The following is a 19,861-nucleotide window of genomic DNA, read 5'->3' as shown; positions in this document are numbered from 1 at the left end:
GCGGCAAAAGCGTCCCTGCCCGGCCGACACGTTACGGGGCCTTGGCGGGAACGGTGTGCGCCCTTTTAAGAGCGCACACCCTATCAAGTGGTTACTCGGCGGCGTCCGGCAGCTGACTTGCAGCCTGCAGATCCTCGACCTTGGAGTTCTCCAGCTCGACCGAGAGACCCAGCGAGCGCATTTCCTTGACGAGAACGTTGAAGCTTTCCGGAATGCCCGCCTCGAAGGTGTCGTCGCCACGGACGATCGCCTCGTAGACCTTGGTGCGGCCGGCGACGTCGTCCGACTTCACCGTGAGCATTTCCTGCAGTGTGTAGGCTGCGCCATAAGCTTCGAGCGCCCAGACTTCCATTTCGCCGAAGCGCTGACCGCCGAACTGCGCCTTGCCGCCCAGCGGCTGCTGGGTCACGAGCGAGTAAGGACCGATCGAACGGGCGTGGATCTTGTCGTCGACCAGGTGGTTGAGCTTCAGCATGTAGATGTAGCCCACTGTCACCTGGCGGTCGAACTGCTCGCCGGTACGGCCGTCGTAAAGCGTCGACTGGCCGGTGTCCTTGAGACCTGCCAGACGCAGCATCTCGTTGACATCGCCTTCGTTCGCGCCGTCGAACACCGGCGTTGCAATCGAAACGCCGCGCTTCCACTGATCGGCGAGACGCAGAACGGACTCGTCGTCGAAGTCCTGGACCTGCTCGGCCTTCGGACCGGCACCGACGACATCGCCGATGGTCTTGCGCAGCGGCTCGATGTTGCCGTTCGCCTTATAAGCTTCGATCAGTTCACCGATCTGGCGACCCATGCCGGCGCAAGCCCAACCCAGGTGCGTTTCCAGGATCTGGCCCACGTTCATGCGCGAGGGCACGCCGAGCGGGTTCAGAACGACGTCGACATGCGTGCCGTCTTCGAGGAACGGCATGTCCTCGACAGGCACAATGCGCGAGACCACGCCCTTGTTCCCGTGACGGCCGGCCATCTTGTCGCCCGGCTGGATCTTACGCTTCACGGCGACGAAGACCTTGACCATCTTCATGACGCCCGGAGGCATTTCATCGCCGCGCTGAACCTTCTCGACCTTATCCATGAAGCGCTGTTCAAGGCGCGACTTGGACTCGTCGTACTGGCCGCGGAGCGCTTCGAGTTCGCTCTGGACCTTCTCGTCCTCGACGGCGAACATCCACCACTGCGAGCGGGGATATTCGGAGACGACGGCGTTCGAAAGTTCGGTACCCTTCTTGAAGCCCTTCGGGCCGGCAATCGAGACTTGGCCGCGCAGCATGTCGATCAGACGACCATAGACGTTACGGTCGAGGATCGCCTGCTCGTCGTCGCGGTCCTTTGCGAGACGCTCGATCTCTTCGCGTTCGATCGCCATCGCGCGCTCGTCCTTCTCGACGCCATGGCGGTTGAAGACACGGACTTCGACGATCGTACCGTAGGTGCCGGGCGGCATGCGCATGGACGTGTCGCGCACGTCGGAGGCCTTTTCGCCGAAGATGGCGCGCAGAAGCTTTTCTTCCGGCGTCATCGGGCTTTCGCCCTTCGGCGTGATCTTGCCGACGAGGATATCACCTGGCTGAACCTCGGCGCCGATGTAGACGATGCCGGCTTCGTCGAGGTTCTTCAGCGCTTCTTCCGAAACGTTCGGGATATCGCGGGTAATTTCCTCCGGGCCAAGCTTGGTGTCGCGCGCCATCACTTCGAATTCCTCGATGTGGATGGAGGTGAACACGTCGTCGGCAACGATGCGCTCGGAGAGCAGGATCGAGTCTTCGTAGTTGTAGCCGTTCCAGGGCATGAACGCGACGAGCGCGTTGCGGCCGAGCGCCAGGTCGCCGAGATCGGTCGATGGGCCATCGGCGAGAATGTCGCCGCGGTTGACGACGTCACCTACGGTGACCAGCGGACGCTGGTTGACGCAGGTGTTCTGGTTCGAACGCTGGAACTTCTGCAGCCGGTAGATATCGACGCCGGACTTGCCGGCTTCGAGGTCTTCCGTGGCGCGGATAACGATACGCGTCGCGTCGACCTGGTCGACCACGCCGCCGCGGCGGGCACCGATAGCGGCACCGGAGTCACGCGCGACGACCGGCTCCATGCCGGTGCCGACGAACGGCGCTTCGGCACGCAGCAGCGGTACGGCCTGACGCTGCATGTTCGAGCCCATGAGGGCGCGGTTGGCGTCGTCATTTTCCAGGAACGGAATGAGCGCTGCGGCAACCGAAACAACCTGCTTCGGCGAAACGTCCATCAGGTTCATGCTGTCGCGGGGCGCGAGCATAACTTCACCCGCGTGACGGCAGACGACGAATTCGTCGACGAAAGAACCATCGGCGTTGAGCTCGGCGTTGGCCTGGGCGACGTAATACTTCGCCTCTTCCATGGCGGAGAGGTAGAGCACGTCGTTCGTCACCTTGCCGTCGACGATGCGGCGGTACGGGCTTTCGATGAAGCCGTATTTGTTGACGCGGGCAAAGGTCGCAAGCGAGTTGATCAGACCGATGTTCGGGCCTTCCGGCGTTTCGATCGGGCAGATGCGGCCGTAATGGGTCGGATGCACGTCGCGGACTTCGAAGCCGGCGCGCTCGCGGGTCAGACCGCCCGGGCCAAGGGCCGAAAGACGGCGCTTGTGGGTGATTTCCGAGAGCGGGTTGACCTGATCCATGAACTGCGAGAGCTGCGAGGAACCGAAGAATTCGCGGACGGCTGCGGCAGCCGGCTTGGCGTTGATCAGGTCCTGCGGCATGACCGTGTCGATCTCGATCGAGGACATGCGTTCCTTGATCGCGCGCTCCATGCGGAGCAGGCCGAGACGATACTGGTTCTCCATCAACTCGCCGACCGAGCGGACGCGACGGTTGCCGAGGTTATCGATGTCGTCGATCTCGCCCTTGCCGTCACGCAGTTCGACCAGCATCTTGACCACAGCCAGGATGTCATCCTTGCGCAGGATGCGAACGGTGTCCTCTACGTTGAGATCGAGACGCATGTTCATCTTGACGCGGCCGACGGCGGAGAGGTCGTAACGCTCCGCGTCGAAGAACAGCGAGTTGAACATGGCTTCGGCCGATTCCATCGTCGGCGGTTCACCCGGGCGCATGACGCGATAGATGTCGAACAGAGCATCCTGACGGTTCTCGTTCTTGTCTGCAGCAAGCGTGTTACGGATATAGGCGCCGACATTGATGTGGTCGATGCCGAGAACCGGGATCTCGTCGAAACCGTTCGCGAGGATAACGGCAAGCGTCTTCTCGTCGATCTCGTCGCCGGCCTCGAGATAGATCTCACCCGTCGAGTAGTTGACGATATCTTCGGCGAGGTAGTTGCCGTAAAGGTCGTCGTCACCGGCCTTCAAGGCCTTCAGGCCCTTCTCCGAGAGCTGGCGCAGCAGACGCGGGGTCAGCTTCTTGCCGGCTTCCACGACGACTTCGCCAGTATCGGCGTCGATCATGTCGGTGATCGCCTTGGCGCCCTTGAGCGTTTCCGGCTTGAAGGGAATGCGCCAGCCTTCGCCGTCGCGCTTGTAGAGCGACTTCGTGTAGAAGGTGTCGAGGATTTCCTCGCCGTCCATGCCGAGCGCCATCAGGAGCGACGTGACGGGGATCTTACGGCGGCGATCGATACGGGCGTAGACGATGTCCTTGGCGTCGAATTCGATATCGAGCCAGGAGCCGCGATAGGGAATGACGCGGGCAGCAAAGAGCAGCTTGCCGGAAGAATGGCTCTTGCCCTTGTCATGGTCGAAGAAGACGCCTGGCGAACGGTGCATCTGCGAGACGATGACACGCTCGGTGCCGTTGACGATGAACGTGCCGTTGTTGGTCATGAGCGGCATGTCGCCCATGTAGACGGATTGTTCCTTGATGTCCTTGATCGACTTCGCACCGGTATCTTCGTCGATATCGAACACGATGAGACGGAGAGTGACCTTCAGCGGCGCGGCATAGGTCAGGTCGCGCTGGCGGCACTCGTCAACGTCGAACTTCGGCGGCTCGAATTCATAGGACACGAACTCCAGCATCGAGGCGCCGGAGAAGTCGGTGATCGGGAAAACGGACTTAAAGACAGCCTGAAGGCCTTCGTCGGGGCGACCGCCCTTCGGCTCTTCAACCATCAGAAACTGGTCGTAGGACGCCTTCTGAACCTCAATGAGGTTCGGCATTTCTGCGACTTCGGGGATCTTACCAAAAAACTTGCGTACGCGCCTGCGACCATTGAACGAAAGGGTCTGAGCCATCGTCGCTCCTTCAAAAATTGCATCCGGGCCTGCAACGGACGGGAACCGATGGCCAGTCGACCCCGCCGATCAATGAGTAGTTCAACCTCGTCCCACCTCCCGAAACGGCCAGGCCGGATTGCCTTGGCGCTTCGGTTCGAGACCATGCTCTTGAAGAACCCATTACCCAAAAGCCGTTTTCACGCGGCTTTTGGGTAATTCGTTCAGAAAAACGGCAAATGGGAGGCAGTAAATGCCGCCTCCCACGTGCAGTTCAAGATTACTTGACGTCGGCCTTTGCGCCTGCGTCTTCAAGCTTCTTCTTGATGTCGGCAGCTTCAGCCTTGGAAACGCCTTCCTTGACAGCCTTCGGAGCGCCTTCGACGAGGTCCTTGGCTTCCTTGAGGCCGAGGCCGGTGATGGCGCGGACTTCCTTGATGACATTGATCTTGTTGGCGCCAGCATCCGTGAGGATGACGTCAAACTCAGTCTTTTCTTCTTCAGCCGGAGCAGCTGCGCCGCCTGCAGCGCCACCAACGGCAGCAACAGCTACCGGAGCAGCGGCGGAAACGCCCCACTTTTCTTCGAGAAGCTTCGACAGTTCTGCAGCTTCCAGAACGGTCAGCGAGGAGAGGTCTTCAACGATCTTTGCGAGATCAGCCATTTTCTAGTTCCTTTTGTTCGGTTCGAACTGTTGAGTATGTACAGCGAAAAACCGCCTTAAGCGGCTTCGTCCTTCTTGGCGTAGGCCGAGAACACGCGAGCAAGCTGGCTTGCCGGTGCTGCAACAACGCCTGCAATGCGGGTAGCCGGGGTCTGGATCATGCCCAGCAGCTTCGCACGCAGTTCGTCCAGCGAAGGCAGGGTCGCGAGCGACTTGACACCTTCGGCGTTCAGCGTTGTCGTGCCCATGGCGCCGCCGAGAACCACGATCTTGTCGTTGGTCTTGGCGAAATCCATGACGACCTTCGGAGCGGTGATCGGATCATTGCTGTAAGCAATGAGGGTCTGACCCTTGAAGAGATTGGAAATCCCTTCCGCTTCCGTACCCTGAAGGGCAATTTTGGCCAGGCGGTTCTTCGCGACTTTGACGGTGCCGCCAGCAGCGCGCATCTTCGAACGAAAATCGTTCATCTGTGCGACTGTAGCACCAGCATAGTGGGCCACGACAACCGAGCCCGAAGCCTTGAAGACTTCGTTCAGTTCCGTGACGAATTCGCGTTTTTCCGCTCTTTCCACTGCCTATCTCCAGTTGGCGGGACCATTTGAACGGCCCCACCGGGTTGCCTTTTGCCCCTTGGGATCAAAAGCGATCCCAAGCGACGCTTGAGGATCCTGTCCCCTCGCGCTCCGCGCCAATCAAGGCTAAAGAGGCACAAGGCATCCAAGGCTCGAACCGAGTTCCTAGAAGCGAACTTCTTGCAATTCGGGTCTTACCCGTCTCATGCAGGCCAAGTGATTAAGGGAAAACCACCTGCAATCTCGGACAGGATTCCGGATTTCTCCGGAATATTCCGGCCCCTTGCGAGGCCGGAAATTCAGTCGCCGGGCGCAAGCCCGACCATAAACTTATGCAGTCGGAGCCGCGGTGACCGAGCCAACTTCGATCTTGACGCCCGGGCCCATGGTCGAGGAAATCGCCACGCGCTTGACATAGTTGCCCTTGGCGCCAGCCGGCTTCGCCTTGATGACGGCGTCAGCAAAGGCCCGGATGTTTTCTTCCAGAGCCTTGGCGTCGAAAGAGGCCTTGCCGATGCCGGCGTGAACGATGCCAGCCTTTTCGACGCGGAACTCGACGGCGCCACCCTTGGAAGCCTTGACGGCTCCGGCGACGTCCATGGTGACGGTGCCAACCTTCGGGTTCGGCATCATGCCGCGCGGGCCGAGAACCTTACCGAGACGACCGACGAGCGGCATCATGTCGGGGGTGGCGATGCAGCGATCGAATTCGATCTTGCCGCCCTGGACGATTTCGACGAGGTCTTCAGCGCCAACAACATCGGCACCGGCAGCCTTGGCTTCGTCAGCCTTGGCGCCACGAGCGAAGACGGCGACGCGAACCGTACGGCCCGTGCCGTTCGGCAGGTTGACGACGCCGCGAACCATCTGGTCCGCATGGCGGGGGTCAACGCCCAGGTTCATCGAAACTTCGATGGTTTCATCGAATTTCGCGGTAGCCCGCTCCTTGACCATGCCGATGGCCTGGGTCAGAGCGTAGAGCTTGGTGGGATCAACACCTTCGTTGATCTTGCGTGTGCGCTTACCAGCCATGATCTTAACCCACCACTTCCAGGCCCATGGCGCGGGCAGAGCCCTCGATCATCGCCATTGCGCCTTCGATATCCGCTGCATTCAGGTCCTTCATCTTGGCTTCTGCGATCGTCTTGATCTGAGCCTTGGTGAGGGAGCCGGCCTTGGGGCCCTTGCCGGGCGTCTTGGAACCGGAGGTGATCTTTGCTTCCTTCTTCAGCCAATAGCTGACCGGCGGCTGCTTCATCGCGAAGGTGAAGGACTTGTCCTGGTAATAGGTGATGACGACCGGGATCGGCATACCCTTTTCCATTTCCTGCGTGGCGGCATTGAACGCCTTGCAGAATTCCATGATGTTAATACCACGCTGACCAAGCGCCGGACCAATCGGCGGGGACGGGTTTGCCGATCCTGCCTTGACCTGAAGCTTGAGCTGGCCTGCAACTTTCTTAGCCATATCTCTCTGCCTTTCATGAACGGCCGGTCGCCCGGCCCGTGATGCCGGATCGCTCCGGCGGCTGCGGTTGCGTGGTGCGGATCATTGAGGCCCGGCTAAGACCCCTCACCTTCCACGCGGATGCGGACCAGGTCCGCTGGAAGCAGGTCACAAGGACCAGCCTCCAATCTCCAGCGATCAGACCTTCTCGACCTGCGCGTATTCCAGTTCGACCGGCGTTGCACGGCCAAAGATCGACACTTCCACCTTCAGGCGTGAACGCTCTTCATCCACATCCTGAACCGTGCCATTGAACGAGGCGAAGGGGCCGTCGGAAACGCGGACCTGCTCGCCGATCTCGAATGTAACGGATGCCTTCGGCCGCTCGACGCCTTCCTGAACCTGGCCGAGAATGCGCTCGGCTTCATAATCGGGAATCGGAACAGGCTTATTGTCGGAGCCGAGGAAACCCGTGACCTTCGGTGTATTCTTGATCAGATGGTAAGCCTCGTCCGTCAGATTGGCGCGGACCAGGACATAACCCGGGAAGAACTTGCGCTCGCTATCGACCTTGCGGCCGCGACGCACTTCCACAACCTTTTCGGTCGGCACGAGGATCTTCTCGAACAGGTGCTCAAGCCCCTTCTGGCGAGCCTTGTTCTCGATGTCTTCAGCCACCTTCTTTTCAAAATTCGAGTACGCGTGGACGATGTACCAACGTGCCGCCATTTTCATCTCCACCCGTATCAGTTGCCGATATTGAGCACGAAGCTCAGGACCCAGCCGATCAACTGGTCAGCGGCAAAGAAAAACAGCGCGGCAAAAACCACCATCACCAGCACCATAACCGTCGAGATCATCGTCTCGCGGCGCGACGGCCATGTGACCTTGGACGTCTCGGAGCGGACCTGCTGCAGAAACGCAAATGGATTGGATTTGGATGCCATCGACTGCCCACGCAATTACGGCGCGTAAAGCTGAAACTATCAGCCCCACGCACCGCGTGTCTGTTGAACCCTAAATAAACACCGATTTCCGAATACACAAGAGGGAAACCGAAGTTTAACGAAATTACTTGCCACCGATCGATCCCCGGCCGGATTGCCGCGAGCACCGCCGCGCTGTCCGCATCAGGGAAGATGGCAGGGGCAGAGGGGCTCGAACCCCCGACCTGCGGTTTTGGAGACCGCCGCTCTACCAACTGAGCTATACCCCTTCATGCCTATCCTTCAGCGCCCGGGCCAAGGCCCGCAAATCGCTGCCGAAATGCATGGCGCTCCCTTTAAGACGGCGGCAGCGGATTGGCAAGCACGATTTTCGATTTTCAAAGCCCTTATGCGCATTGAAAGCGTCCGGCTTTCAAGCGCGTGGCCGGAAAGCCTTCAGACACTCACATATTTCCGCCAGTCGTGTTCTTCCTTGAACCCCAGCACTTCCCGGATCTTGCGGTTCGAAAGCAGCCCTTCATATTCACCGATCTCGCGGGTGAAGGGCACGTTCGGAAAGAATCGCTTTGCAAGCTCCCTCGAGGGCGTATTGGCCGAAACGGTGTCGTTAGCGGCATTGAAGACCTGGTAACCGAGCCCGTCCTTCTCGATGCAGAGATGGCAGATCTGCCCGAGGTCGCGAGCATCGATATAGCTCCAGGCGATGCGCTTGCGCATCTCGGGATGGGCAAAATAGGTGGGGAACCTCTCGTATTCGTGCGGCTCGATAACGTTGCCGATTCGCAGCGCATAGATGTCGAAGCCCGACCTTTCGGCAAAGGCGCGCGCCGTCTTTTCGTTGACCACTTTGGAAAGCCCGTAGGAATCCATCGGATTGACATCGTAATCCTCCTCCAGCGGAAACTGGTGGAAATCGCGATGACCTTCTGCGAAGCAGACGCCGTAGGTCGTCTCGCTCGACGCGACGATGATCTTCCGGATGTCGAGCTTCACCGCCGCCTCGATGACATTGTAGGTGCCCATCGTGTTGATGCGGAAGGTCTCGTTGTCGGGCTTGATCAGGATGCGCGGAATGGCGGCGAAATGCACGACGGCATCGAAGGGCTGAACGCCCCTGCCCGCGTCGAGATCGGGAAAATCGCGATGCATCGACAGCGCATTGAAGACCTGGCCGCTATCAGTGATGTCGGCGATGAGATTGGTGACGCCGGGGCTGTCCAGCGGCACGAGATCGAGGTTGTGAACCTCGTAGCCTGATTTGACGAGCCACGGCACGGCGTGGCGACCTGCCTTGCCGGAACCGCCTGTGAATAGAATCCGCTTCTTCATGGAAATGTCCTCCGCATCATGAAACCGGAGGCATAGTTAGACGCTTCCGCGCGAAGAGCAAGCGAGCGTCCTGCAAGGGGTTTAACCCCGCCGCGCCAGGAGCACCCGATCCGGGAGCACCTGGCCAATTATTGCCCTATCACCGCAGCCCCTGCGATGAGCTGGAAGCACGTCACTTGACGATGCTTACCTCATCCACCTGCACTCCGGCCGACTGAACGACCTCTTGTGGAATCGCAGCGATGAAAAACATCGTGAAAACATACATTGCGAATATCGTCGCAACGAATGTGGCCTTTGGAATCATCCCGACTCTCCTCTTTACAATAAAGAGTCTGGACTAAAATGAGCCAACCACAACCGCTTTCTGAACGTGAGATGAACAAAATACTGTGACGGGCATTTTTAACGATATTTTTACAACACCTGTTAAACCGCTCGGATCAATCAAAAACGAAAAACCCCGCTGTTTCCAGCGGGGTCTCCGTGACTGTGGATAACCTGAAAGGTTACTCGACGATCGAAGCGACGATACCTGCGCCGACGGTGCGGCCGCCTTCGCGGATCGCGAAGCGCAGCTTTTCTTCCATCGCGATCGGAACGATCAGCTCGACGTCAACCGTGACGTTGTCGCCCGGCATGACCATTTCCGTGCCTTCCGGCAGCGTCACGATGCCGGTAACGTCGGTCGTGCGGAAGTAGAACTGCGGACGGTAGTTGGTGAAGAACGGCGTATGACGGCCGCCTTCTTCCTTCGTCAGGATGTAGGCTTCTGCCTTGAACTTCTTGTGCGGCTTGACAGAGCCCGGCTTGCACAGGATCTGACCACGCTCGACACCGTCACGGTTAACACCGCGGATCAGCGCGCCGATGTTGTCGCCAGCCTGGCCCTGGTCGAGCAGCTTGCGGAACATTTCAACGCCGGTCACCGTCGTCTTCGACGTCGGACGGATGCCGACGATCTCGACTTCTTCACCAACCTTGACGATGCCACGCTCGACGCGGCCGGTCACCACAGTACCACGGCCCGAGATCGAGAACACGTCTTCGATCGGCATCAGGAACGGCTGGTCAACCGGACGCTCAGGCGTCGGGATATAGGAGTCAACCGCAGCCATCAGTTCGCGGATCGCGTCTTCGCCGATCTTCTTGTCCGAATCTTCAAGAGCAGCAAGCGCCGAACCCTTGACTACCGGAATGTCGTCGCCCGGGAAGTCGTAGGACGACAGAAGCTCGCGAACCTCAAGCTCAACAAGCTCGAGAAGCTCGGCGTCGTCAACCTGGTCGACCTTGTTCAGGAACACAACGATCGCCGGAACGCCGACCTGGCGGGCCAGCAGGATGTGTTCACGCGTCTGCGGCATCGGGCCGTCAGCAGCCGAGCAAACCAGGATCGCGCCGTCCATCTGCGCTGCACCGGTGATCATGTTCTTAACGTAGTCGGCATGGCCGGGGCAGTCGACGTGCGCGTAGTGGCGGTTCGGGGTCTCATACTCAACGTGCGCCGTCGAGATCGTGATGCCGCGCGCCTTCTCTTCCGGAGCCGCGTCGATCTGGTCATACGCCTTGAACTCACCGAAGTACTTCGTGATCGCTGCCGTCAGAGACGTCTTGCCGTGGTCAACGTGGCCGATCGTGCCAATGTTGACGTGCGGCTTGTTGCGCTCAAACTTACTCTTTGCCATTTGAATGCTTCCTGTGAACGAAATGGTGGCCCCGGCGAACCGGTTTAGTGCCGCCGTTTAAGGCTTTCGGCGAAATTGCGCAAGACCTAATTACAGACGCCAATCTTGGCGTGACAGCGCATATGGGAGACAATTCGCCGCCTGCAAGGCGATTCGCCTCGGCCCTTCCAAAATTCGCTGGAATCTTAGAGAAAATCGAATGCATCGCCAAGAATGACCCGCAGCCGCCGGCATTGAAACCCCTTGCCTGCGGCAACAGGGGCCAGCCTTACCCGTGCGGCTGGAAAACGTCGCTCGTGACGATTGCGGCTGCGATCGCATCAGCTGACTTTACAGGGGGGACTGGAGCGGGTAGCGGGAATCGAACCCGCGTATTCAGCTTGGAAGGCTGCTGCTCTACCATTGAGCTATACCCGCGGGATGGTCAGATCCGATGACGAATGGTGGAGAGAGTTGGATTTGAACCAACGTAGGCTGAGCCAACGGATTTACAGTCCGTCCCCTTTAACCACTCGGGCATCTCTCCAGTTTTCGTCCGGATCTTGAAGACCAAGTTCGTCAGACTTCGAAGCGTTGCCGCCCGTCGTCTGCGCCGCGTATATGACCGGAGCATTTCCGTCTGTCAACACGATGACAATGGAAAAAACACGAAAAATTTCATTCACTGCCGAAAGCCGGCACATGAAAGAAAGCCTATGCGGCAGCGAACGCCATGGCTATAAAGCCGCATGAGCAAAGACAACAAATCCGGCGGCAAGGCCGCGTCAGACCCATCAGCCAAGGATACGCACTACGCCAATCTGAGGCGTGCGCACCGTGACGCCAAGCGCGAACGCGGGGAGATTCCGACGCCCCAGCCACAGAAGCGCAGGCGTGGAGCCGAGGACTGGAAGCCGCCGGCGCTCGCGCCCGACCAAGTGTATCTATACGGCCTGCATACGGTGCGCGCCGCCCTCGACAATCCAGAGCGCAAGAAGATCAAGCTGTTTACGACCCAGAATGCGCTCGCGCGTCTGGAAATCGATGTCGATACGCTCGGCATTCCCTTCGAAATCGTCCCGCCGCACGAGATCGACAAGGTGCTGGGTCCCGACGCTATCCATCAGGGCGTCATGCTTGAAACACGGCCGCTACCGACGCGCCGGCTCGAGGCGCTAAAGGACAGCCCTCTCCTGCTGGTGCTCGACCAAGTCACCGATCCGCACAATGTCGGCGCGATCATGCGCTCGGCAGTTGCCTTCAATGCCGGTGCCGTTATCACCACCCAGAGACATAGCCCGACCGAGTCAGGCGTGCTCGCCAAATCCGCCTCGGGTGCTCTGGAGCTGATACCTTATATACAGATCACCAATCTCGCCGATGCGATCGGTGAGTTGCACAAGCTCGGCTTTTCCACGATCGGCCTCGATTCGGAAGGGCCGGCGCCGCTCGAAAGCACCTTCTCAGGCGACAAGGTGGCGCTGGTGCTCGGCTCGGAGGGCAAGGGGCTGAGGCAGAAGACGCGCGAAACCGTTAGCGCGCTTGCCCGCCTTGACATGCCCGGCGCAATCAAATCGCTGAACGTTTCCAATGCCGCGGCAATCGCGCTTTATGCGGCGCGGCTCTACCTCAAGCCGGAGTCCGGCGCAAAGGCTGCGCGCTGATCGCGACGCAAGGCTAGAGCCGGGAAAAAGCCAGTTCTGCCTTGGAATGACCTTCTGGAGCTTTATGATCGGGCAGTGATCGATCGTAGCGACCGGTCACAAGCAAGAAGGAGGATTCCTATATGGCCATTCGACCGCTGATTTTCGGTATCCTCTTCATTGCGGCGTTGGTGGGAATCATCCTCAGCATCATCTGGGTGGACACGTCGCATCCCGTCCGCCAGCCCGACCCCCTGTCGCCGACGACGCCCGGCCCCGCGACGCCGGGACCGGTGCAATAGGCCAAGAGGAACGCGGACGACGATTGCGCGTTAATCCCCAGCCGAACGAGGATTAAACGCTTATGCGCATAATGATCGCCATCGTCGCCGTCATGGTCGCCTCTGTGCTCAGCATCGCGATGATGTCACCTTCCGGTGCCGGACAGACCGGCAATGGCGACAGGATTGAGGCGAGAGTCAACGAACCCGTCGCGCATTGAGCCGAACGCCTTATGCTCAGCTGCGGTATAGCCGCGGCATGTCGCGATCGTAACGGCGCCACTCGCGGCGCTCTTCCCAGCGCTCTGCACGCCATGGCCGCCAATGGCGGCGTTCATAACGCCATTCGGATCGGCGCCAATCGCGGCGATCGCCCCAGTCACGATCACCGCGCCAGTCACGGTCGTCTCGCCAACTGTCGTGTCGCCAGCTGTCATGAACCTGGACGATACCGTTTTGCGCGGAGACCGGCGGCCGGCCGACGGGCATGGTTGCGGCAGGCGCAAAGGCCGCAAAGGCCGCACCGAGGGAAATGGCTGCGGTCAGAAAAGCGCGAACTTCATGGCTGTTTCCTCATTGACGATGAGGAGACACTGCGCCGCAGCGGCTGAATTGCTGCTGAAGCAATCCTTCAGGCAGGTTCATCAAGGAAAACGCGCCGGTCGCGCAAAGAGGGATGGTGCCCCCGGCAGGGTTCGAACCCGCGACCCCCTGATTACAAATCAGGTGCTCTACCAACTGAGCTACAAGGGCAATAGCTGCCCAACTAACAGATTCTGCGATCCTGTAAAGGGAAATCCGTGCCGGCGCAGGCAGGTCGGCGTATCCAAAACGCCTTCTCATGCAAAACGGCCTTGTCGCAACTGCCATTTATCCTTTAGCTAGAGCAGCTTCACAAAGGGCATTGCATGGGCCGTTCATTCCAGACGCTTTCCTTTATCGCTTCGCCGACGATGGAGGCGCTCGCAGCGCGCGAAGAGCTGATTCGCATCTACGGCGACGTGCCGGAAGACCAGGCTGATGTCATTGTCGCGCTGGGCGGCGATGGCTTCATGCTGCAGACGCTGCACAGCACTATGAATTCGGGCAAGCTGGTCTACGGCATGAATCGCGGCTCGGTCGGCTTCCTGATGAACGATTACAGCACCGAACGGCTTCAGGAGCGTATCTGCGTCGCCGTCGAAAACGCCTTCCGTCCCTTGAAGATGACGACGGCCAACGCCGATGGTACCAGTTCCACGGCGCTCGCCATCAACGAGGTCTATCTTTTCCGCCAGTCTTATCAGGCTGCCAATCTGAGGGTCGTGGTCGACGGGCGCGTGCGTCTGGAGGAACTGATCTGCGATGGGCTGATGGTGGCCACCCCTGCCGGATCGACGGCCTATAATCTTTCCGCCCATGGGCCGATCCTGCCGCTCGAGGCGCCACTGCTTGCCATGACGCCGGTCAGCGCTTTCAGGCCGCGCCGCTGGAGGGGCGCCCTGCTTCCGAACAAGGTGACTGTCGATATCGACGTGCTCGAGCCGGTGAAGCGGCCGGTGAATGCGGTGGCAGACAATACGGAAGTCAAATCCGTGTTGCATGTCCGCATCGCCCAGTCGGAGCATATGACGGCGCGTATCCTCTCCGATCCGGACCGCTCCTGGTCCGACCGTATTCTCGCCGAGCAGTTCAAGGATTGATATGATAGCAATGCGCCTGACATTGATGACCGCGATTTTCCTCGTCGGATGCTTCGCCGCGATCGCCGCTCCCGCGCAGGATGCAATCCTGCCGGCTTCTGTGATTTTCGCGACCAGCACCGGCTACTGGGAGGACGACGGGAATGCGCCGGCCGTCGAGCGGGCGCCCGCTGCTGCTGAGAGCGTTTCCGACCCTGAGGGGAAGCGCCACGGCTACTATAAGCTCTTTGCCGTGCGTCAGCCGGACAGGACGTCGAAAGTCTATCTGCAGCAGGTCGCCCAGACCGAGACCGGTCCGGCGATTGCCTCAACCGTCGAGCTGCAGGAGATCAGCGATCTGAAGCCTTACGTGACCGATATCCGCCCGGAAAATTCGCGCGGCGTCATCAAGCAACCCGGCCTCTTCGCCACAATCTATCTGAAGACCGATCCTGCGGCCGAGCCGGATGGCTGGACCGTGCTGATCGACGAACTCGGTGACATCACCATCGAGAAAGCGACCAATTAAGCAGTGAGACGCTGTTCGCACAGGCGGCAATGATGAAACTCGGCTTTCGCGAGGGCGTCCTATACGACGACCAAAGACCGAATTGGGACGCAGCCGGTCCAAGGCCGGTCCGCTGGTCGCTGTGGTATCCGGCCGCCGATGACGTGCGGGAATGCGATATCCAGGAAAGAAGCTGGTTTCGGAAGGCGGCGGTCGCTCGCGACGCACCGATCCGGCCCTCGGGCAGGCCTTATCCCCTCGTCCTTCTGTCACACGGCACCGGCGGATCGGCGGCAGGGCTGGAATGGCTGGCGCGGCGCCTCGTCGATCGCGGATTTGCGGCGCTCGGCGTCGACCATCACGGCAATACAAGCAACGAGCCCTATCGTGCCGAAGGTTTTGCCTGTCTCTGGGAACGGGCGCCGGACCTGAGCTTGATGCTCGACCGCTGTGACGATTGGCTCGGCGATCTTGCGGGTGGGATCGATGCGGACCGTGCATTCGCGGCCGGATTTTCGGCCGGAGCCTATAGCGTGACGCTGCTTCTCGGCGCTATCGCCCAGTTCTCGCAGTTCGAACCGTCAAGGCTGAAGCCTGGGGGTCCGCGAGGGCCAAGGGAATTTCCCGACCTCGCCGATCATATCCCCTCATTGCTTCGCACCAGCGATGTGTTTCGCGAATCATGGTCCCGGATGTCACGATCCTATCGGGACGACAGGATCACAGCGGCGGTTCTCTGCGCGCCCGGCCGCTCCGTACTCGGCTTCGGGGAGGAAAGCCTGAAGATTGTCGGGGCGCCCACTCTTATCCTTGTCGGCGACGCCGACAAGGCGGCACCGGCCGAGGAATGCTCTTCGTGGCTTCATCACCGGTTGACCCGTAGCGTCCTGAGAATCTTCGGAGGCGGCTTCGGGCATTATGTTTTTGTGCCCGAGGGCACACGGCTCGGCCTTGCCTTTGCGGCCGAGCTCTTCACCGATCCGCCGGGCATCAAGCGGGCGGCCGTTCATGACGAGATTGCCGACCTATCGGCAGCGCTGTTTCATCATGGCGACGTCGGCGCGATAGCCTGAACAAAAGAAAAGCCCCGTTTCCAGAGCTTTTCTGATTTCCATAATGCTGACTATCAGTCGACATCTTCGACGACGGCATCGGCGGCGCCGCTGATGCGATGGGCAAGTGCAGCTTCCATGAACTCGTTCAGATCGCCGTCGAGCACGTCGTCCGGAGCGGTGCTGGCGACGCCGGTACGCAGGTCCTTGACCAGCTGGTAAGGCTGCAACACGTAGGAGCGGATCTGGTGACCCCAACCGATATCCGTCTTGGAAGCGGCTTCGGCGTTCGCGGCCTCTTCTCGCTTCTTCAACTCTGCTTCGTACATCCGGGCACGCAGCATTTCCCACGCCTTGGCGCGGTTCTTGTGCTGCGAACGTTCCTGCTGGCAGGCCACCACAATCCCGGTCGGGATGTGGGTGATGCGCACGGCCGAGTCCGTCGTGTTGACGTGCTGGCCGCCAGCACCGGACGAACGATAGGTGTCGATGCGGCAATCGCTTTCGTTGATCTCGATGTTGATCGAGTCGTCGACGACCGGATAAACCCAGATCGATGAGAAGGACGTATGGCGACGCGCATTGCTGTCATAGGGCGAAATGCGCACCAGACGATGCACGCCCGATTCCGTTTTCAGCCAGCCATACGCGTTGTGGCCCTTGACGAGCAGCGTCGCGGACTTGATCCCCGCCTCTTCGCCGTCATGGACTTCGAGAAGTTCGACCTTGAAGCGCTGGCGTTCCGCCCAGCGGGTGTACATGCGCAAAAGCATGTTCGCCCAATCCTGGCTTTCGGTGCCGCCGGCGCCCGAATGAACTTCGAGATAGGTGTCGTTGGCATCGGCCTCGCCGGACAGCATCGCCTCCACCTGGCGGCGCGCGGCCTCGGTCTTCAAAGCCTTCAAGGCATCCTCGGCCTCTTTGACGATGCCTTCGTCGCCTTCTTCCTCGCCGAGTTCGACCAGCTCGACATTGTCTTTCAGCTGCTGTTCGAGCTGCCGGACGCCGTTGACGCCGTCATCGAGCTGCTGGCGCTCGCGCATCAGTTTCTGCGCTTCGGCAGCGTCGTTCCAGAGGTTCGGATCCTCTGCCTTGTTGTTCAACCAGTCCAGTCGCCTTATCGCCTGGTCCCAGTCAAAGATGCCTCCTCAGCAGGGTGATAGCCTGCTTGGTTTCATCGACCACGTTTTCGATTTCCGCTCGCATTTTCCGCTTCTCTGTCTCGGTCTTCTCAAGTGCTGGTGACATAGAGACGCCCGCCGCGGATGTAAAGGGCCGCGGCGGGCGTTCAAAAATTCAGATCTCGGTCAGAACAGACCGGGCGTGCCGGTCTGGACGGCCTGGTTGGCCTGCGGCGAGGTCTTCAGGATCTCCTCCGGGGCCATGGTGCTGTCCATGCCGATGACGGAGAAGCTGTCGGCCGGGCCGGTGCCGGGTTTGAAGGCCTCGACGATGGTGTTCGGATCGCCGTCGGCGGCTGCCATGCCGGTCTTGCGGTCGATCGGGATCAGGTTCATGCCTGATGGAATGACGAACTTCGATTCCGGCATGTCCTTGACGGCGGTCTGCATGAATTCGTTGAAAATCGGGGCGGAGAGACCGCCGCCCGTACCGCCGCGGCCAAGCGGCGCCGGTGTATCGAAACCCATATAGAGGCCGGCGACCAGATCCGGCGTGAAACCGACGAACCAGGCATCTTTCTCGTCATTGGTGGTGCCGGTCTTTCCGGCGACGTCACGGCCGCCGAGATCGATCTTGCCTGCGGCGGTGCCGCGCTGGATGACGCCCTGCATCATCGAGGTGATCTGGTAGGCGGTCATCGGGTCGAGAACGGTTTCGCGGTTGTCGACGACATTAGGCTCTTCCTGGTTCTGCCAGTCGCCGGCATTGCAGCCCTCGCACAGGCGCTCCTCATGCTTGAAGATCGTCTTGCCGTAGCGGTCCTGGATGCGGTCGATCAATGTCGGCTTGATCTGCTTGCCACCGTTGGCGATGACCGAATAGGCCGAGACCATACGCAGCACTGTCGTATCGCCAGCACCGAGCGACATGGAAAGAACCGGCAGCATGTGATCATAGATACCGAAACGTTCGGCATATTCGGCAACGATGTTCATGCCGAGATCGTTGGCGAGGCGCACCGTCATCAGGTTGCGCGAATGCTCGATGCCCGAGCGCAGCGTCGACGGGCCGCCGACATCGCCGCCATAGTTTTCCGGCCTCCAGACCTGGCCACCCGAAACGATCTCGATCGGCGCATCCATGATGACGGAGGCCGGCGTATAGCCATTGTCCATAGCCGCTGCGTAGACGAAGGGCTTGAAGGACGAGCCCGGCTGGCGCATCGCCTGGGTGGCCCGATTGAATTCGGACTGGGCATAGGAGAAGCCGCCGACCATGGCGAGCACGCGGCCGGTCTTCGGATCCATGGCGACAAGGCCGCCCTGCACCTTCGGCGGCTGGCGCAGACGGTAGGAGGTCGAGGCGTTGTCACCGAGCTTCTCGACATAGACGACGTCGCCCGCACTCAAGACTCCGGCCGGAGATTTCGCCGTCTTGCGGGAGCCGTCCGCCGAACGGAAAGCCCATTGCATGTTCTTGGCGTCGATGGTGCCGCGCTGACGGTCTGCCGCTACCTTGCCGCTCCCGTTCTTGGCCGGCTGCAGGCCGATGTCGACGTTATCGTCGGAGACGGCGAGCACGACTGCGAGGCGCCATTCCGGAACGTCGGACAGGGCGGGAATATCGGCAAGCGCCTTGCCCCAGTCGCCGCTCGCGTCGATCTGCTTGATGGGCCCGTGGAAACCACGGCGCTCGTCATAGGTTACGAGGCCATCCTGCAGCGCCTTGCGGGCGGCGAGCTGCATCTGCGGATCAAGCGAAGTGCGCACGGAAAGGCCGCCCTCGTAGAGAACCTTCTCGCCATATTGATCGATCAGCTGGCGGCGCACGGCTTCGGCGAAATAATCGGAAGCGAAGAGCGAGGGACCGGTGGTGCGGGCGGTGACGCCAAGCGGCTGCTTCTTAGCTTCCGCGCCGTCACTCTGGCTGACATAGCCGTTCTCCACCATGCGGTCGATGACCCAGTTGCGGCGCTCGAGCGCTGCCTCGGGATGGCGGAACGGATGATAATTGGCTGGGCCTTTCGGCAGCGATGCCAGGTAGGCGGCCTCGGCGACGGTCAGTTCGGTGACCGACTTGTTGAAGTAGGTGAGCGCGGCGCCGGCGATGCCATAGGAATTCAGTCCAAAGAAAATCTCGTTTAGGTAGAGCTCGAGAATCTTGTCCTTGCTGTAGGCCTGCTCGATACGGAACGAGAGGATTGCTTCCTTGATCTTGCGGTCGATCGTCTGGTCCGAGCTCAAAAGGAAGTTCTTAGCCACTTGCTGGGTGATTGTGGAAGCACCGACGGGACGACGGCCGGAACCGAAATTCTGCAGGTTGACGAGAATTGCGCGGCCGAGACCGGTAAGGTCGACGCCCGGATGATTGTAGAAATTCTTGTCTTCGGCTGACAGGAAAGCGGCCTTGACGCGATCTGGAACGGCCTGGATCGGCAGGAAGAGACGCTTTTCCTTGGCATATTCGGCCATGAGAGCGCCGTTTCCGGCATGCACGCGGGTCGTCACCGGCGGCGCGTAGCTGTTCAGAACGGCGTAGTCCGGGAGATCCTTGGCGACATTGGCGAGATAGATGGCAATACCCGCCGCCGCGACCAGAAACAGGACACAGGCCATTCCGAAGAAATATCCAAGAAGTCTAACCATATTTTCAGCTACCGGTCTCTTCGATCTTCAATCGGCGCAGTCGCAACGATTGCACAGATCGAGGCAATTTGCACGTTTCGCGCGGCTTACTCCATGAGCGCTACCGCCAC

Annotated in this window: 17 protein-coding genes, 4 tRNA genes and 1 pseudogene; 5 read left to right on the top strand and 17 right to left on the bottom strand. The window is 60.0% G+C overall.

Annotation, left to right across the window (positions count from 1 at the left end):
- Nucleotides 1–91: 91 nt before the first annotated feature.
- The 13 genes from rpoB to FFR93_RS25150 form a co-directional block, all read right to left on the bottom strand.
- Entirely contained in the window at nt 92–4,234 is a 4,143-nt protein-coding gene (gene rpoB / locus FFR93_RS25205; RefSeq protein ID WP_064706971.1) for a DNA-directed RNA polymerase subunit beta, read from the bottom strand.
- 259 nt (nt 4,235–4,493) lie between these two features.
- The gene (rplL, locus tag FFR93_RS25200; protein WP_011424974.1) at nt 4,494–4,877 is read right to left on the bottom strand and encodes a 50S ribosomal protein L7/L12; all 384 of its coding nucleotides are present in this window, start codon (nt 4,875–4,877) and stop codon (nt 4,494–4,496) included.
- Nucleotides 4,878–4,933: 56 nt separating this feature from the next.
- The gene (gene rplJ / locus FFR93_RS25195; RefSeq protein ID WP_008521410.1) at nt 4,934–5,452 is read right to left on the bottom strand and encodes a 50S ribosomal protein L10; all 519 of its coding nucleotides are present in this window, start codon (nt 5,450–5,452) and stop codon (nt 4,934–4,936) included.
- Nucleotides 5,453–5,782: 330 nt separating this feature from the next.
- Complete coding sequence (gene rplA / locus FFR93_RS25190) at nt 5,783–6,484, bottom strand: 50S ribosomal protein L1 (RefSeq protein WP_064706970.1); 702 nt, start codon at nt 6,482–6,484, stop codon at nt 5,783–5,785.
- A 4-nt stretch (nt 6,485–6,488) separates the two neighbouring features.
- Nucleotides 6,489–6,920, bottom strand: a complete 432-nt coding sequence (rplK, locus tag FFR93_RS25185) for a 50S ribosomal protein L11 (RefSeq protein WP_064706969.1) — start codon at nt 6,918–6,920, stop codon at nt 6,489–6,491.
- Nucleotides 6,921–7,097: 177 nt separating this feature from the next.
- The gene (gene nusG, locus FFR93_RS25180; protein WP_007791989.1) at nt 7,098–7,628 is read right to left on the bottom strand and encodes a transcription termination/antitermination protein NusG; all 531 of its coding nucleotides are present in this window, start codon (nt 7,626–7,628) and stop codon (nt 7,098–7,100) included.
- Between the two features lie 17 nt (nt 7,629–7,645).
- Complete coding sequence (secE, locus tag FFR93_RS25175; protein ID WP_064706968.1) at nt 7,646–7,846, bottom strand: preprotein translocase subunit SecE; 201 nt, start codon at nt 7,844–7,846, stop codon at nt 7,646–7,648.
- 193 nt (nt 7,847–8,039) lie between these two features.
- A tRNA-Trp gene (locus FFR93_RS25170) sits at nt 8,040–8,115 on the bottom strand.
- A 166-nt stretch (nt 8,116–8,281) separates the two neighbouring features.
- Nucleotides 8,282–9,175, bottom strand: coding sequence for an NAD(P)-dependent oxidoreductase (locus FFR93_RS25165; RefSeq protein ID WP_138395161.1), 894 nt, complete (start codon nt 9,173–9,175; stop codon nt 8,282–8,284).
- Nucleotides 9,176–9,347: 172 nt separating this feature from the next.
- On the bottom strand, nt 9,348–9,482 hold the full coding sequence (locus tag FFR93_RS41975; RefSeq protein ID WP_009996098.1) for a hypothetical protein: 135 nt from the start codon (nt 9,480–9,482) through the stop codon (nt 9,348–9,350).
- A 202-nt stretch (nt 9,483–9,684) separates the two neighbouring features.
- On the bottom strand, nt 9,685–10,860 hold the full coding sequence (tuf, locus tag FFR93_RS25160; RefSeq protein WP_064706966.1) for an elongation factor Tu: 1,176 nt from the start codon (nt 10,858–10,860) through the stop codon (nt 9,685–9,687).
- Nucleotides 10,861–11,203: 343 nt separating this feature from the next.
- Nucleotides 11,204–11,277, bottom strand: a tRNA-Gly gene (locus FFR93_RS25155).
- 24 nt (nt 11,278–11,301) lie between these two features.
- Nucleotides 11,302–11,386 (bottom strand) — tRNA-Tyr (locus FFR93_RS25150).
- A gap of 202 nt (nt 11,387–11,588) precedes the next feature.
- Between FFR93_RS25150 and rlmB the strand changes: the two genes are divergently transcribed.
- Together rlmB and FFR93_RS41025 are read left to right on the top strand one after the other, a co-directional pair.
- Nucleotides 11,589–12,503, top strand: a complete 915-nt coding sequence (gene rlmB / locus FFR93_RS25145) for a 23S rRNA (guanosine(2251)-2'-O)-methyltransferase RlmB (RefSeq protein ID WP_138395160.1) — start codon at nt 11,589–11,591, stop codon at nt 12,501–12,503.
- Between the two features lie 122 nt (nt 12,504–12,625).
- Complete coding sequence (locus FFR93_RS41025) at nt 12,626–12,784, top strand: hypothetical protein (RefSeq protein ID WP_171049253.1); 159 nt, start codon at nt 12,626–12,628, stop codon at nt 12,782–12,784.
- 216 nt (nt 12,785–13,000) lie between these two features.
- Here the strand turns inward: FFR93_RS41025 and FFR93_RS41595 are convergent.
- A pseudogene (locus tag FFR93_RS41595) lies at nt 13,001–13,398 on the bottom strand (hypothetical protein).
- A gap of 42 nt (nt 13,399–13,440) precedes the next feature.
- Nucleotides 13,441–13,516: transfer RNA gene (locus FFR93_RS25135), tRNA-Thr, on the bottom strand.
- Nucleotides 13,517–13,671: 155 nt separating this feature from the next.
- Here FFR93_RS25135 and FFR93_RS25130 point away from each other — a divergent pair.
- Genes FFR93_RS25130 through FFR93_RS25120 form a run of 3 tightly spaced genes read left to right on the top strand, consistent with a single transcriptional unit; the run spans nt 13,672 to nt 16,005 of the window.
- Nucleotides 13,672–14,445, top strand: a complete 774-nt coding sequence (locus FFR93_RS25130) for an NAD kinase (RefSeq protein WP_064706963.1) — start codon at nt 13,672–13,674, stop codon at nt 14,443–14,445.
- A 4-nt stretch (nt 14,446–14,449) separates the two neighbouring features.
- Entirely contained in the window at nt 14,450–14,953 is a 504-nt protein-coding gene (locus FFR93_RS25125; protein ID WP_064711309.1) for a hypothetical protein, read from the top strand.
- Nucleotides 14,954–14,985: 32 nt separating this feature from the next.
- A complete protein-coding gene (locus tag FFR93_RS25120) occupies nt 14,986–16,005 on the top strand; it encodes a dienelactone hydrolase (protein WP_138395158.1) in 1,020 nt (339 codons plus the stop codon).
- Between the two features lie 53 nt (nt 16,006–16,058).
- Here the strand turns inward: FFR93_RS25120 and prfB are convergent.
- Nucleotides 16,059–17,190, bottom strand: a protein-coding gene (gene prfB / locus FFR93_RS25115) for a peptide chain release factor 2 (RefSeq protein ID WP_171049251.1) whose coding sequence is annotated in 2 segments (ribosomal slippage) — nt 16,059–17,120 and nt 17,122–17,190 — 1,131 coding nt in all. Because the reading frame shifts where the segments join, the coding sequence is not laid out codon by codon here.
- A gap of 101 nt (nt 17,191–17,291) precedes the next feature.
- Nucleotides 17,292–19,751 (bottom strand): penicillin-binding protein 1A, encoded by a 2,460-nt coding sequence (locus FFR93_RS25110; protein WP_138395156.1) that lies wholly within the window; start codon nt 19,749–19,751, stop codon nt 17,292–17,294.
- Between the last annotated feature and the right edge of the window lie 110 nt (nt 19,752–19,861).

This window comes from Rhizobium sp. MHM7A (assembly GCF_005862215.1).
GTDB classification, from domain to species: Bacteria; Pseudomonadota; Alphaproteobacteria; order Rhizobiales; family Rhizobiaceae; genus Rhizobium; species Rhizobium bangladeshense.
The sequence above is the reverse complement of the archived record's forward strand: the minus strand, read 5'-3'. Positions and strand labels throughout refer to the sequence as shown.

Coding starts and splice junctions, on each gene's coding strand:
- FFR93_RS41975 (WP_009996098.1), bottom strand. CDS start 9,482: ATGATTCCAAAGGCCACATTCGTTGCGACGATATTCGCAATGTATGTT.
- tuf (WP_064706966.1), bottom strand. CDS start 10,860: ATGGCAAAGAGTAAGTTTGAGCGCAACAAGCCGCACGTCAACATTGGC.
- FFR93_RS25120 (WP_138395158.1), top strand. CDS start 14,986: ATGAAACTCGGCTTTCGCGAGGGCGTCCTATACGACGACCAAAGACCG.
- rplK (WP_064706969.1), bottom strand. CDS start 6,920: ATGGCTAAGAAAGTTGCAGGCCAGCTCAAGCTTCAGGTCAAGGCAGGA.
- secE (WP_064706968.1), bottom strand. CDS start 7,846: ATGGCATCCAAATCCAATCCATTTGCGTTTCTGCAGCAGGTCCGCTCC.
- rplA (WP_064706970.1), bottom strand. CDS start 6,484: ATGGCTGGTAAGCGCACACGCAAGATCAACGAAGGTGTTGATCCCACC.
- FFR93_RS25110 (WP_138395156.1), bottom strand. CDS start 19,751: ATGGTTAGACTTCTTGGATATTTCTTCGGAATGGCCTGTGTCCTGTTT.
- nusG (WP_007791989.1), bottom strand. CDS start 7,628: ATGGCGGCACGTTGGTACATCGTCCACGCGTACTCGAATTTTGAAAAG.
- FFR93_RS41025 (WP_171049253.1), top strand. CDS start 12,626: ATGGCCATTCGACCGCTGATTTTCGGTATCCTCTTCATTGCGGCGTTG.
- rlmB (WP_138395160.1), top strand. CDS start 11,589: ATGAGCAAAGACAACAAATCCGGCGGCAAGGCCGCGTCAGACCCATCA.
- rplL (WP_011424974.1), bottom strand. CDS start 4,877: ATGGCTGATCTCGCAAAGATCGTTGAAGACCTCTCCTCGCTGACCGTT.
- FFR93_RS25130 (WP_064706963.1), top strand. CDS start 13,672: ATGGGCCGTTCATTCCAGACGCTTTCCTTTATCGCTTCGCCGACGATG.
- FFR93_RS25165 (WP_138395161.1), bottom strand. CDS start 9,175: ATGAAGAAGCGGATTCTATTCACAGGCGGTTCCGGCAAGGCAGGTCGC.
- rpoB (WP_064706971.1), bottom strand. CDS start 4,234: ATGGCTCAGACCCTTTCGTTCAATGGTCGCAGGCGCGTACGCAAGTTT.